The organism is Corynebacterium sp. HMSC063A05, assembly GCF_001809695.1.
GTDB lineage: Bacteria > Actinomycetota > Actinomycetes > Mycobacteriales > Mycobacteriaceae > Corynebacterium > Corynebacterium amycolatum.
This window is the reverse complement of sequence record NZ_KV798493.1, coordinates 76783-90713: the sequence shown is the minus strand read 5'-3', so window position 1 is coordinate 90713 and position 13931 is coordinate 76783. Positions and strand designations below refer to the sequence as shown.

Annotated in this window: 11 protein-coding genes and 1 other RNA gene; 6 read left to right on the top strand and 6 right to left on the bottom strand. The window is 58.3% G+C overall.

The window, feature by feature from the left end:
* Positions 1 to 27 precede the first annotated feature (27 nt).
* From rsmA to HMPREF2651_RS01325, 3 genes are read left to right on the top strand one after another with little or no spacing between them, the layout of a single operon-like run.
* Positions 28 to 933, top strand: coding sequence for a 16S rRNA (adenine(1518)-N(6)/adenine(1519)-N(6))-dimethyltransferase RsmA (gene rsmA / locus HMPREF2651_RS01335; RefSeq protein WP_038626310.1), 906 nt, complete (start codon positions 28 to 30; stop codon positions 931 to 933).
* A gap of 32 nt (positions 934 to 965) precedes the next feature.
* Positions 966 to 1481 carry an NUDIX hydrolase gene (locus tag HMPREF2651_RS01330; protein WP_038626308.1) on the top strand — a complete coding sequence of 172 codons (516 nt, stop codon included), beginning with the start codon at positions 966 to 968 and terminating at the stop codon, positions 1479 to 1481.
* Positions 1465 to 3294 (top strand): ABC-F family ATP-binding cassette domain-containing protein, encoded by a 1830-nt coding sequence (locus tag HMPREF2651_RS01325; RefSeq protein WP_038626306.1) that lies wholly within the window; start codon positions 1465 to 1467, stop codon positions 3292 to 3294. The genes HMPREF2651_RS01330 and HMPREF2651_RS01325 overlap by 17 nt, the downstream gene beginning before the upstream one ends.
* Positions 3295 to 3323: 29 nt before the next feature.
* Here the strand turns inward: HMPREF2651_RS01325 and HMPREF2651_RS01320 are convergent, their stop codons facing one another.
* The 3 genes from HMPREF2651_RS01320 to HMPREF2651_RS01310 form a co-directional block, all read right to left on the bottom strand.
* Entirely contained in the window at positions 3324 to 4286 is a 963-nt protein-coding gene (locus HMPREF2651_RS01320) for a cation diffusion facilitator family transporter (protein WP_038626304.1), read from the bottom strand.
* 20 nt (positions 4287 to 4306) lie between these two features.
* Positions 4307 to 5074, bottom strand: coding sequence for an alpha/beta hydrolase family protein (locus HMPREF2651_RS01315; RefSeq protein WP_038626302.1), 768 nt, complete (start codon positions 5072 to 5074; stop codon positions 4307 to 4309).
* A gap of 163 nt (positions 5075 to 5237) precedes the next feature.
* The gene (locus HMPREF2651_RS01310; RefSeq protein ID WP_080972824.1) at positions 5238 to 6881 is read right to left on the bottom strand and encodes an AbgT family transporter; all 1644 of its coding nucleotides are present in this window, start codon (positions 6879 to 6881) and stop codon (positions 5238 to 5240) included.
* Positions 6882 to 7061: 180 nt separating this feature from the next.
* Here HMPREF2651_RS01310 and smpB point away from each other — a divergent pair, with 180 nt between their 5' ends.
* A complete protein-coding gene (gene smpB, locus HMPREF2651_RS01305; protein ID WP_038626299.1) occupies positions 7062 to 7565 on the top strand; it encodes an SsrA-binding protein SmpB in 504 nt (167 codons plus the stop codon).
* A gap of 12 nt (positions 7566 to 7577) precedes the next feature.
* Here the strand turns inward: smpB and HMPREF2651_RS01300 are convergent, their stop codons facing one another.
* Positions 7578 to 8165 (bottom strand): DUF3887 domain-containing protein, encoded by a 588-nt coding sequence (locus tag HMPREF2651_RS01300; RefSeq protein ID WP_070560134.1) that lies wholly within the window; start codon positions 8163 to 8165, stop codon positions 7578 to 7580.
* A 164-nt stretch (positions 8166 to 8329) separates the two neighbouring features.
* On the opposite strand from HMPREF2651_RS01300, the gene ssrA reads away from it, so the two are divergent.
* Positions 8330 to 8713: a transfer-messenger RNA gene (gene ssrA / locus HMPREF2651_RS01295) on the top strand.
* A gap of 373 nt (positions 8714 to 9086) precedes the next feature.
* On the opposite strand, the gene HMPREF2651_RS01290 is transcribed toward ssrA, so the two are convergent.
* Both HMPREF2651_RS01290 and HMPREF2651_RS01285 read right to left on the bottom strand, forming a co-directional pair.
* On the bottom strand, positions 9087 to 9926 hold the full coding sequence (locus HMPREF2651_RS01290) for a GDSL-type esterase/lipase family protein (RefSeq protein ID WP_038626297.1): 840 nt from the start codon (positions 9924 to 9926) through the stop codon (positions 9087 to 9089).
* A 267-nt stretch (positions 9927 to 10193) separates the two neighbouring features.
* Complete coding sequence (locus HMPREF2651_RS01285; protein WP_049180920.1) at positions 10194 to 10775, bottom strand: PPA1309 family protein; 582 nt, start codon at positions 10773 to 10775, stop codon at positions 10194 to 10196.
* Positions 10776 to 10926: 151 nt separating this feature from the next.
* On the opposite strand from HMPREF2651_RS01285, the gene HMPREF2651_RS01280 reads away from it, so the two are divergent.
* Positions 10927 to 13914: a UPF0182 family protein gene (locus HMPREF2651_RS01280; protein WP_070585950.1), complete on the top strand. Its 2988-nt coding sequence runs from the start codon at positions 10927 to 10929 to the stop codon at positions 13912 to 13914.
* Positions 13915 to 13931 lie beyond the last annotated feature (17 nt).

Below are 13931 nucleotides of genomic sequence, written 5' to 3'. Positions count from 1 at the left end.
TTTCTTTTGACCCCGTAGTATCTAACTGTGACTAAAGCAGAAGTTTCTTTCCTGGGGCCGGTCGAAGTACGTGACCTGGCGGCGCAGTTGGATATTGTCCCGACGAAGAAATTGGGGCAGAACTTCGTCCACGACGCCAACACCGTGCGTCGAATTGTCGCTGCGGCGGACTTGCCGGAGGATTCCTACCCTGTTGAGGTCGGTCCCGGCTTGGGCTCGCTGACCCTGGGATTGCTCGAACACTGCGGCCGTGCCGCGGCTGTCGAAATCGATCCGCGGTTGGCGGAGCGTTTGCCCCAGACAGTCGCCGAGCGCGCCGAGGGCTGTGAACTCGAGCTCATTGAGAAAGATGCGCTGAAGGTCAGCCGCGAGGACTTTCAGACCTCGCCGGATGCACTGGTGGCTAACTTTCCGTACAACGTTTCGGTACCGGTACTGCTGCACATGCTTGCCGAGCTCCCCACCATCCGCCGCGTGCTCGTGATGGTGCAGTCTGAGGTCGCTGACCGGCTGGCGGCTCAGCCGGGCTCCAAGATTTACGGCGTCCCCAGCGTCAAGGCCGCCTACTACGGCACAGTGCGTCGCGCCGGTGCCATTGGTCCGCACGTCTTTTGGCCGGTCCCGAAGGTTGATTCCGGGCTCGTTCGCATTGACTGCTACGCCCGCTCCGACGCTCCTGAGAACTCCAATGCCGCCGATGCCCCCGAGGCTCCGTGGGAGATTTCGCCGCAATTTCGCGCGCGCCTTTTCCCGCTTATCGACGCTGCTTTTGCGCAACGCCGCAAGACCCTCCGTGCGGCCCTATCGGGGATTTACGGATCTGGTGCCGCAGCCGAAGAAGCGCTTATGGCAGCGGGGATTGACCCCAAGCAGCGAGGAGAGAAGCTCGAAATTGCCGATTTCGTTCGCCTCGCTGAGGTCTCACGAGACTAGCGCTTTTAATAAAGGACAGGCGATCTTTCCCCATGCACCGTGATGACACCCCCAGTAGGGCCGAGATCGGCCGGCGCGAACCGCGCAGCCTGGCTTGGACTAAGTTCTGGCCTGACGACGACGGCTGGGTGTGCAACTGCATAGTTTTCCGAGGTGACCGCTTGCTGCTTCTGCTGCGTGAATACGAGGGCTTCCTCGGGGGCCAGTGGGATTTGCCCGGTGGCAAGCTAGACGCGGGGGAGGAGCCCGTGGAGGCCGCTGTGCGCGAACTGCGTGAAGAGGCCGGCTTGCGCGCAGCGGAGGTCAGCGAATTTGCCCATTATTCCAATCCGGACTTGGGCGGGGAGAATTTCCGCTTCCACACGGTGACCTTTCTAGTACGCGAGGCCGACGACACGCAGAATGTCCAGCTCAGCGGCGAGCATCCGGAATTTAAATGGGTAACCCGAGAGCAGTTCGAGGAGCTGCCGGTGGCTTGGTATGTTCGGCGTGTGCTTGGCAACGTCGAATGGGGCACAATAAATACTCATCATGGCAAATCTGATTAATTGCGAGAATATTTCTAAGTCCTTCGGGCTCAAGACTCTGCTCGACGGCGTCAGCCTCGGCGTTCAAGAGGGCGACCGCATCGGCGTTGTCGGTTTGAACGGTGGCGGCAAGTCCACACTGCTGAAGATTCTGGCAGGCGTGGAGCCGGCGGACTCCGGACGTATCTCGCGAGCCAACGACATGGCCATGGCGCATGTCACCCAGGGCGCCGAGCTCGACCCGAATTCCACCGTGTTTGAGTGCGTCATTGCACCGCTGGGACTCGCTGAACACGAGTGGGCGGGTAACGCTTCCATCCGCGAGGTCCTCGATGGCATCGGTATCAATGACCTCGGTATGGATACCAAGGTCGCTAACCTCTCCGGTGGTGAGCGCCGTCGCGTTAACCTGGCGGCCGCACTGGTCCGAGATCTGGATCTGCTCATTCTCGATGAGCCAACGAACCACCTCGATATTGAGGGTGTGCAGTGGTTGGCCGATCATGTCCTTTCGCGCCGGGCAGCCCTGGTCGTCGTCACGCACGATCGTTGGTTCCTGGATACCGTTGCCACGAAGACGTGGGAAGTCCACGACGGCACCGTCGATTTTTACGATGGCGGTTACAACGACTGGACGTTCGCGCGTGCCGAGCGTGCGCGCCAAGCCGATGCCGCCGAGCAGCGTCGCCAGAACCTTGCGCGTAAGGAACTCGCGTGGTTGCGCCGGGGTGCGCCGGCCCGCACCTCGAAGCCTCGCTACCGCATCGAAGCAGCTGAGGCTCTCATCGCCGATGTCCCGGCGCCGCGTGATTCCGTGGAGTTGATGGCGTTTTCGCAGCGTCGACAGGGCAAGGTGGTCGTGGAGCTGGAGCATGCGTCCCTGGAAACGCCCGATGGTAGGGAATTGCTTAACGACGTCACGTGGCGTCTGGCCCCCGGCGAGCGCATTGGCCTGGTCGGTGTCAACGGCTCGGGTAAGACGACTTTGTTGCGCGCATTGGCGGGAGACTACCCCTTAAGCGATGGCAAGCGGATTGAGGGCAAGACGGTGCGCCTGGGTTGGCTGCGACAAGAGCTCGATGATTTGCCGCTGGATATGCGTGTGCTCGACGCTGTGGAGGACGTGGCGACCTACATTGACCTGGGCAAGAAGCAGATTAGCGCCTCGCAACTGGCGGAGCGACTGGGTTTTTCCCCGAAGCGGCAGCGCACCCCAATCGCAGACCTCTCCGGCGGTGAGCGCCGTCGCTTGCAACTCACACGCGTGTTGATGAGTGAGCCGAACTTCCTGCTGCTCGACGAGCCGACGAATGACCTGGATATTGACACGCTGCAGGAATTGGAAGACCTGCTGGACAATTGGCCGGGCACGTTGGTGGTCATCTCGCACGACCGCTACCTGATTGAGCGTATTGCCGACTCGACCTGGGCCCTCTTCGGCGATGGCGAGCTGACGAACTTGCCAGGCGGGATTAGTCAGTACCTCCAGCGTCGCGCACAGCTGGCTGACTCGGCCGCTAGTGGTGGTGCCTCTCAAGCAAATGCCGGTAGTCCGCAGACCCGTGGCGCAGCTTCAGAGGAGGATACCTCGAAGCTCTCGGCTGCGGAAGCTCATGCTGTCCAGAAGAAGATGAGTGCCCTGGAGCGGAAGATGGCGAAGCTCAGCCAGCAAGAAAGTGAACTGCATGCGCAGATGGCGGAAGCGAGTGCTGATGTAGCCAACTTGGACACACAAAAGCTGGCGGACCTCGATCGCCGTGCTGCGGAGGTGGCTGAGCAGAAGGCAGAGCTGGAGATGGAGTGGCTGGAGCTAGGCGAGCAGCTCGAGGGCTAGCACCTTACTTCAGCTACTAGCCGAACAAACTAGGTATGAGCCGGGTACTCGTGGTCAGCGTGCCCGGTTCTTTCAATCTGCACCGTGGCGTGTTCAATCCCGTGGACGTCGTGAAGCAGTGCCTGCGCGCGGTCGAGCAATGCGTGCTCGTCGCCGTTGGGGAGCGTGTCGCAGCGCACGAGATGGACAGAAGCCAACAGGTCATTGCCGTTGAGGGACCAGACGTGGAGATCGTGGACATCGACCACTCCGTCCAAGTCAGACAGGTCAGCAGTAATTTTCTCGGTGTCGACGCCCTTCGGGGTGTACTCCAGCAACACGTGGAGACAGTCGCGCACCAGAACGGCGGCTCGGGGGACGATGAAGAGCGCAATCACGATGGAGACCACCGAGTCGATGGCAGTCCAACCGGTGTATGCAATAGCGATAGCGGAGATAATGACGGCGACCGAACCAGCGGCGTCGACAAGCACATGGAGATATGCGCCGCGGACGTTGACGCTTTCCTTGGCAGCACCCGCGAGCAGAAACGCCGCAATAACGTTGGTCAGCAGGCCTATGACCGCGATGATGAGCATCGACATGGTCTGAATTTCAGATTGTTCCACTGACCCGAATCGCCGGATTGCGCCCCAGAGAATCACGGCGGCAATGATGAAAACTGTCAGACCGTTGACGAGAGCAGTCAGAACCTCAACACGACGGTACCCGTACGTCGCGCGGTGATTGGCTCCGCGCTGGGCGATAGCCAAACCGGCAACTGCCATAAGCAGGCCTGCGGAGTCCGTCACCATATGGCCGGCATCTGCCAGCAGCGCCAGTGAACCCGAGACCAAGCCGCCGATGAGCTCGGCGAGAAATACGACAAGAGTTAGACCCGCAGCTGCGAGCAGGCGACGGGCAGGAGTATTCGCGGGGTCAATATGAGCGTGGTCATGGCCGTGTGAATGACCGTGGCCGTGTGAGTGGCCAGAGTGTTCAGTTGTGTCCATAACCCCTAATGATAACAGGGCTATTCAGCCTCCGGAAGATAGCTATCCGCCCACGCATAAATCAGGTCAGCAGCGCGCGCGGCGGACTTAGCGCGAGTGAGCAAGTGGTCCGCGCGATCCAAACTCATCAGGGATTTTGGATAGCGAGAGACCTGGAAAATCTTCTGGGCGCTATCGATACCAACAGTCTGGTCGGTCGGGGAATGCAGAATAAGCAGCGGCTTGCGCAGCTGGCTGAGATAGACCTCCGGGTTGTAGTCCGCCAACACTTCCAGGAACTCACGGGAAATCGGAATGCCACGACCTTCAATCTGCAGAACCTGCGTGCCGTGCTCATCGACCGTCGAAATGTCACCGGCGATGCGCACAATCGAGTGTGCCGGATCGAAGGGTGCACCGATTGTCGCAACCGCCTTGACCTTCGGCATATCGTGGCCGGCGTTCAGCGCCGCTGCGCCACCGAGCGAGTGCCCAATCAGTAGCGAGGGGGCCTCGAATTCTGCCTCCATGAACTCGTAGGCGGCCTTAAGGTCATCAATGTTGGTCTGGAACGTCGTCTCGCCGAAATCGCCAGTGGACTGCCCAAGGCCAGTGAAGTCGAACCGGAACGCTGCAATGCCCTTCTTCGCCAGCGCCTTACAGGTGCGTGACGCGCCGGGCACCATCCGATTACACGTGAAGCAATGACCAAATAGCGCCCACGCGCGTGGCTTACCGTCCGGCAGATCAATCGATGCAGCTAGAGTCTCGCCTGTCGATCCCGTGAATTTTAGGTGCTTTGTTGGCATAGGTTATATCCGCGTCTCAGTGTGTGCTCAATGTGTGTACGTTTTCGCTTTACGACGCCCGTTGTGGTGGCGACCGTACGCAATATTAAGCCCGGGTGCCACAAATAAGTGAGGGATTGGGCGAAAAATTCGACCAATCCCTCAATCTCCTAGTGGCTGTGAGTTAACGCACCGGAACCCCTGGCCCCAGCGGAATGCCCGCGAGGTACCACACGACAAAGAATAGGAACCAGCCCACCATCATGCACAGCGAGTACGGGATAGCCAGCGACATCAGCGTGCCGACCCCCGCAGGCTTGTAGTACTTCTGCAGGAAGGTCAGTGCCAGCGCAAAGTACGGCGACATCGGTGTAATGATGTTGGTCGGGGAGTCACCAATACGGAATAGCTGCTGGGAGACCTCCGGGGAGACGTTGACGTACATCAGCATCGGCACTACGACCGGCGCCATCAACGCCCACTGTGCGGAGCCCGAGGTAATCAGCAGGTTGAGAACAGCCACCATCAGGACGAAGGCAGCAAAGAGCAACAGCGGCGGCAGATCCGCCTTGGTCAGGAATTCGGAGCCCTTGATAGCGGTCCACTGGCCGATATTGGACCACTTGAAGTAGGCCGTGAACTGCGAAACAGCGAAGAAGAGCACCATCATTGTGGTCAGTGTGCCCAGGCCACGTTCCATGAAGGCGGGCACATCTGCAGAGGAGGTGATGGTCTTGGCGCCGATGCCGTACGCAATACCGACCACGGCGAAGAAGAGGGCAATGGACACCACGACGTCGGTAAGCAGCACGGAATTCAAGATGCCGTCGCCTTCGCCGCGCAGAGGCGAACCCGGGATGAACAGAGCGGCGAACCACAGCGCAAGGAAGATAACAGCGGCGATGTTGCCGTAGCGCAGGCCATGGCGTTCGGAGTCGTTTAGAACGAGCTTATCGCGGCCGCTGTTGGAGCTGCTAGACGCGGTGTCCTGCTCCTTTTTCTTAGCGTTTTCCTCAGCAGCCTCCTCCGAAGCGCCCGGCTTAGTGAACTCGGCAGCTTCGTGGTCAATATGATCGTCGTGGATGGTCTTTGCCACGTGCTTGGTGATGAACAGCTCAGTAACAGCCGTAATAATCAGAGCCAGCACAATGGACGAAGCCATGGTGAAGAAGTAGTTGGCCAGAGGTGAAACCACGTATTCCGGATCCACGAAGTGCGCCGCATGCGTGGAGATACCCGCCAGCAGCACATCGGTGATGTTGAGCACCAGCGACGAATTGAACCCGGCTGACGAGGCGGCAAAGGCGACCATCGCACCGACAATGGGGTTACGACCAACTGCGGCGAATGAGGCGGCACCCAGCGGAATGAGAATCACGTAGACGGCATCAGAAGCGATCGAACCAGTCACGCCGGCCAGTGCGACAATGAATGTCAGCAGGACAGGGGAGTGCACCTTGGAAATTGCCGCGCGGATTGCCGAGCCGATGTAACCGGAGTACTCCGCAATTGCGACACCGAGCATGCACACCAGAATCAGGCCAACTGGTGCGAAGTCCGTGAAGTTCGTTACCGCCTCAGAAACCATCTTTTGCAGGTACTCTGCGGTAGCAAGGCTTTCCACCTCGATGATGTCACCCGACGCGGGATCCTTGGCCTGCATACCCGCAGCCTCACCGAGCCACGAAGAAACGATGACTACACCGGCAAGAATCACGAATAGCCAAAATGGATTTGGCAGTGCGTTGCCGATACGTTCCAGTGTTGCTAGGAACCCCTTTGGCTTCGGTGGCGCTTTGTCCGGTTCCAACGTTTTTGACTGTCCCATATATATAAAGATCCCTCTGTGTTAGACGTTGGTAAAAGGTTAGGGGAAAGTAAGTTGCGTCACAACGTAAAAGGCCAGAGGCATATGTATGTCGGGTGCGAGCAGGCGCATAAGGGAAAGTTAAGGGAATAGCTAGGGAATAGCTGTCGTGCACCTTCTTCGACTAGAGTTAAGCAGGTTATGGGCAAGAAGAAGTCGAAGAAAGAAAAGGTCAGCGCCAACAACGCGGTGGTGGCCACCAATCGTCGTGCCCGCCATGACTACAACATTCTGGACACCTACGAATGCGGTGTCGTTCTCGTGGGCACTGAGGTCAAGGCGCTGCGCGAGGGCAAAGCATCGCTTAACGACGCCTTCGCGACCATCGACGACGGCGAAGTGTGGCTCCGCGGGCTGCATATCCCGGAGTACTCCTACGGTTCGTGGACTAATCACTCACCGCGTCGCTCGCGCAAGCTGTTGTTGCACCGCAAGGAGATTGACACCCTGTGGGGCAAGGTCCGCGATGGCAACAACACGCTTGTGCCCCTGAAGCTGTATTTCACCGACGGCCGCTTGAAGGTCGAGCTCGCACTCGCCCGCGGTAAGCAGGACTATGACAAGCGCCAGGACATCAAGCGCCGCACGGAGGAGCGCGAAGCTACTCGTGCGCTGGGCCGCCGTGTAAAGGGCATCAAGGGGTAGAAGAGGCCTCTATTAGAAGGGGAACTCAGTCGCATCGACTGGGAGGATGAGCAGGCCAATGACATTTTCGTGACGGTCAAAGGCAACTCGAGCCATCCACTCGCCGGCCTCATGCTTGAGGGTGGTTATGACGAGGCTAGTGCCGAGAATCTTCGACAGTAGTTTCTGCGAGGTCGGTGCCTTAGTTCTGGTTCCCCCGAGGCTGGTGACTTGGGTGTCGTCGAAAGATTCGAACGCGCCAGTCTCGGTGAGAACATCTGTCCATGCAGAGTAGATGGTGGACCAGGGGAGGTCCTTTCGGAGCTTTGGCGAGATCATGTTGACGGTTTCTGTTTCTTCACCGTTGATGATGTGGCGAAGGAATTTTTCGCCGAGCTCGGCGATATGAGTAGTTTTTGTGGCAGTCATTAATTCTCCTGATACGGGGTCTGGGACACTTCCGAACCGCTTGAATGCCGCCTGCCGGGAGATATTGAGTGCATTTCCAATCTCTGCCCATGAGTGGCCCGCTGCGCGAGCCTGCGCCACGGCATCCTCAAGTTCTTGTTCGGCAATGTTCTTTGCTTGCAGTCGGTGACGGATTGTCGTCAATGGATCCATGACTACAGTCAACCATAGGTTGACGCCAGTGTCAACCCGGAGTTGACGACCGTATTGGGTTGCTGGCTTTTATGACGAGGTTTGTTGACTTTTCTCGTCGTAAAGCGTTATTCTTGAACATCCTTTGAGTGCTACGCACATTCCCGCGCTCGAAGGCGTTGTATGGGGCTGACATGGTTTCGACACCGTACAGTGAGCCAGGGGAAGCGTGCCGGTGCAGGCTAGAGACCACCGTTAAGCGTCGTAGCAACTGATTAAGCGCCGAGAACACTCAGCGCGACTACGCTCTCGCTGCCTAATTAAGCGACTAGCGTGTCTGTCAGGCCGGGCTTGCCCTTTGGCCCGGACCCTGGCATCGACTTAAAAGGGCTCGCCCGATGGGTGTGCCGTAAGGCTCATCGGGGATCTTCTTACTTGCGGCTGGGCCCGTCATTCGGACATGTTTGCCTGAGCCGAAGGGTCGAGTAGAGGCGATCGTGCGAACTGCGCACGGAGAAGCCCTGGCGAGTTGGCGGTGGACCCGAGTTCAATTCTCGGCAGCTCCACAGATTAAAATCCCCGGTCATTACGGCCGGGGATTTTGCTTTTATATTTTTTATATCGTGTAGTCGCTTTTCCCATCATCCGTCAATGGAACGCAGACAATTCGGATCCAAGCCTCCAAGTCGGCGGCAGATTCGCAGTACCAGAAGATTATTGCACTACTGCAGGAGGTTATCGACCTAGCAACAATTCTCTACGCCCTCCGCGCGCTGAAGGGAAGAGAACGCGTTAAGGTCACTGCAGAAGCGGACGTGGCGGAAGCGAAAGTGTAAAAACTGGAGCCCGCAGCGCAAGGGATAGCAAAACCCTCGACCACACTTTTCAAAGCGGGACCGAGGGTTTTTACATTCCAAAACGCCTGAGCGGCGTCGGGCAACCTTAGAAGGTGCTCTTGTAGACGTTGGCGATGGTGGTGCCAGTAACTGCCGAACCGTGGAAGGTCGGGTGGTTGGTCATGTTGTAGGAAGCAACGTCAGTATCCAGAATTGCCGAGACTTGACGCTCACCGTCCGGGCCGCACATTGCGACATCGATGTTGGCAATGTTCTTCATGTTGACGAAACCGATGCCGGACTCATTTGCAGCGCGCTCCTGACGGTTCTGCAGAGCCATCTCAAACTGGTGCATGCCGGCAGCCGGAATGTGCGGTGCAAAACCTGCGGCGTTGACCGGGCAGGCGTAGTGAGTCGGGTCATTCGAGGTGAAAGCTGGGTAGCCAATCAGCATGACGCGAGCAGTTGGGTTAGCGGCCTTGATTTTCTGCACCGCGGCAACAACGTTGGTGGTGTACAGGTCATCCTGAACCGGCATTGGCAGCACAGCGCCCTGCATTGCGTCATTGGCGCCAACGTAGATGGTCACCAGCTGGGTAGCCGGGCCGAGGGAGCCCTGAGCGATAGCGTTGTCAACCTGGCCCATCAGGGACTTCTGCGGCTGAGTCGGCATGAAAGCGGTAGTGCCGTTGCAGGAGTAGTCGTGCAGTTCAAGGCCAGTCTCGCGAGCAACGTGAGAGCCGATGTTCGAAACCGAAATTGGGCAGCCACCACGGCCCGGCACGGCCGGATCGGACTGGCCCGGGTTAGCAGCGAAGGAATCGCCGAAGGCAACGTAGTTACCAGTAGGAAGAGCGTTGGCAACACCACCAGTCAGGAGGGAGGCTGCCAGCGCAGAAGCTGCAGCTGCCGAGGCTGCTGCACGGCGAACAACGTTGTTCTTCATAATTAAAAACCTCTTAGTTGAAAACCAATAGAAGGAAAAACTCGCGCTACACTCGCGATTTCTTCGCCACATTCGCCCGTCCCTGGAAGAATCCGAGTCCAACAGAACCCAGTCCGACAGAACCCTGAGCGGATACTTAGAGACGCGCCTTTATCACTTTGTTATACAACTAGGTTCTAGTCCTGATGTCAACCGGAATCAGCTAGTTATAAGGATATTCGGCGCTCTTAATGTCTCTTGTCTGTCTCTTATCGCTGGTAGGTGGATTTATGAGTTACTTCCGAACGTGGAATACAGCGCAGCGATGACACCATCGGCTACCCCAGAACCATCCTTTAGTTCAATCTCATCTTCAGCGAAGGGACCACGCTCATCCAGCTCCGCTTCCGTGGGGCGTGGCTGAATCAGCGTTAGGTGTGGCCCCTCACTGATAACGCCACTGAAAAGACGTGCCTGACGAGCCGCCTCGCCATCCGCCTGTGCCCGCACCTCGTCTACGGATGCTCCCTCAAAACTGTCCGCCTGCTCCGGGGAAAGGACTATAATTTCCTGCGCTAACACGGCACCGACGACACCTGCCGGCCACGATGTTCGAGCGATAAAGTCCGCCAACTCAGGGCTACCACCTTCAATTCCCTCGGGGAGAGGCTCCTGCGCAACGACAGTCAGCGGGGCGCTGTCAATCAGCTCGTCGGCAAGCACGTCGGCAAGCGCGGCGGTGGGGACGAGGGCGAAGAGACTCGGAGCACGGTCCCAACCTTCGGCGTGGACGTATTCGACAGCCTCGCGCACGGCGCGATTGAGTGCCTGCTGGCTGAGATGAGTCTGTGTGCCGTTGTTTTCGCTCATGACGCTTGACGACGCCCCTTTCCTGGCAACGCTGTTTAAACAGCATCCTTAGTCAATTGTTAGGAACTTTATTTAGAGTAGATGACAGATAAGCGTACGTTCGACTTGCCAGCTCGCTGGTAAGTCAAGCTCAACTTGAACAGGAGAGACGTTGTCTCTAAACCAGACTCGACCGAGACGATCGGCGGGTGGCCGCCCGGGGTGGCTGGCAATTACCGTGTTGGTGATTGCCGCGCTGACCTTTGTTATTCCCATCGCCGTCAATTTTTATACGGACTTTCAGTGGTTCGGTGAAGTGGGCTATCGAGGGGTATTCGCCACCACGTGGCTCACTCGTATTGTCCTGTTTATCACCGTAGGCCTAATAACGGGTGCACTGACATTTCTATCTATGTGGTTGGCGTGGCGCTCGCGTCCCGTCGACCTCGGGCTGACGGATCCACGCAGCCCGCAGGCAGTGTACCGACGGATGGCTGAATCTGGTTCGAAGTCGATGTTCACCACGCTGCCCGTTGTATTCGGCGTACTCGGTGGCCTTGTGGGGCAGGGCAATTGGCAGACGGTGCAGCTGTTCTTAAACCGGCAGTCCTTCGGTGAGACTGACCCGCAGTACGGCAAGGACTTGGGCTTCTATGCATTCCAGTTGCCGCTGTGGTCGTACATCGTTTCGACGCTGGTTGTCCTGGTAGTTATTGCGTTCCTGCTGTCGCTGGTGACACATTACTTCCTTGGTGGCATCCGCCCAGGTAACCCGACTACAGGGGAGAAGACCCGCGTTTCCAATGCGGCTCGTGCGCAGTTGGCGTGCTGGGCCGGTGTTTTCATGCTGCTCAAGGCTGTGTCTTACTGGCTGGACCGCTATGAGCTGCTGAATAACAAGCAGAACACCTTCACCGGTGGTTCCTACACCGATATCAATGCGCTGCTGCCGGCAAAGATTACGCTGCTGGTCATCGCAATTGTCGTGGCCGCTGCATTCTTCGCTTCTATCTTCCTGCGCAACCTCTCCATTCCGGCGTTTGCCACAGTGCTGATGCTGGTCTCCGCGGGGCTGATCGGCGTGGCCTGGCCGATGGCAGTTGAGCAGTTCTCGGTTAACCCGAACCGCGCTTCCAAGGAACGTGAATACATTGCGCGCAACATTGAATCGACGCGCTACCACTACGGGCTTACCGACGACAAGGTGAAGGTCGAGCGCGACTGGGGCGTTCCGGCTGAAAAGGAAGGCGATAAGGAGGCGGCAAAGGAAGGTGCGGATTCGATTTCGCGCGATGCCGCGACATTGGCCAATATCCGAATCCTGGATCCGGAGGTCCTGCCGCGTACTTTCACTCAGCAACGTCAGCTGAAGAACTTCTACGGTTTCTCCGATCCGCTTGCCATTGACCGCTACCAGATTGATGGGGAGTCCCGTGACTTCATTGTCGCTGCTCGTGAGCTGAACCCGCAGACTCTGCAGGGCAACCAGACTGACTGGATTAACCGTCACACGGTCTACACTCACGGCAATGGTTTCGTTGCTGCGCCGGCTAATAAGGTTGACGAGGTTGCCTCCGAGTCCGGTTCCGCCCGCGGTGGTTACCCGCTGTACACCGTGGCTGACCTGTTCGAGTCCGAGGACCCGAACGGCATGAACCTGAACCTGAAGCAGCCGCGTATCTACTACGGTCCGGTTATCGCCAACAGCGATGCCGACTACGCGATTGTCGGTGGCAATGGTGACGGCAAGGACTACGAGTACGATGCTGACGGCCGAAACTTCACCTACGACGGTGAGGGCGGTGTTGGCGTTGGCGGACTTGCCAGCCGCATGATTTTCGCCACCCGTTACCAGGAACTCAACATCCTGCTGTCCGACCGCATTGGGTCGGACTCCAAGATTATCTACAACCGCGATCCGCGTGACCGTGTTCAGAAGGTCGCCCCATGGCTGACTACCGACACCAAGACGTACCCGGCTGTAGTCGATGGCCGTATGAAGTGGATCGTCGACGGCTACACCACGCTGGCCAAGATGCCGTACTCCCAGCGCATGAGCCTCCAGGAAACCACGCAGGACTCCATTAACCCGGATGGCACTCCACGCCCGCTGCCGAACAGCGAGGTCAGCTACATCCGCAACTCGGTCAAGGCAACCGTTGACGCCTACGATGGCACCGTTGAGCTCTACGAGTTCGATGAGAAGGATCCGGTGCTCAAGGCCTGGGAAGGCGTCTTCCCAGGTGTGGTGAAGCCGAAGTCGGAGATTTCCGAGGAACTGCAGGAGCACCTGCGTTACCCGGAGGACTTGTTTAAGGTTCAGCGCGAGCTGATGGCCAAGTACCACGTCAGCGATCCGGGCGTGTTCTTCGCCAATGACTCCTTCTGGTCTGTCCCGTCCGACCCGACCGCACCGGAAGACAAGAACCTCTCTCAGCCGCCGTACTATGTTGTCGCTTCCGATCCGGAGAGCGGCAAGCCGAGCTTCCAGCTGATCTCTGCATTCCGTGGACTGGAGCGTGAGTTCCTCTCCGCTCAGATGAGTGCTTCCTCCGAGCCGGAGACCTACGGCCAAATCACTATTCGTGCTCTGCCGACCAACACCCAGACCATGGGTCCGCGTCAGGCGCAGGACACGATGATGTCCGCAGATGAGGTCGCCCAGGACCGTACCCTGCTCGAGGGTACGAACGTGGTCACCAACGGTAACCTGCTGACGCTGCCGGTCGGCGATGGCGAGATTCTCTATGTCGAACCGGTCTACACCCAACGCAAGGGGCAGGAGACCGCATTCCCGAAGCTGTTGCGTATTCTCGTCGCTTACCGCGGTCAGGTGGGCTACGGCGCTACGGTCACTGAGGCTCTGAGCCAGGTTGGTATCGATGCTTCCGCCGTGACCAAGGTCCGCGGTGAGGAAGAGGCTGAGGAGCAGCCGTCGGATAAGGACAAGGACGCCGCCGACGCTGAGTCCGACGACGAGGCACCGAAGGAAGAGCGCAAGGTTGATGTCGCCGCGCGTGACGACGCCGCTCGCCGTATCTCCGACGCGCTAAAGAAGCTTAACGACGCCCAGAAGAACGGTGACTACGCAGCCCAGGGCCAGGCACTTGCCGAGCTCGACCGCGCTGCCGCTGACTACCAGAAGGCCAATGGTCAGTAACTAACCTAGAAGCATGG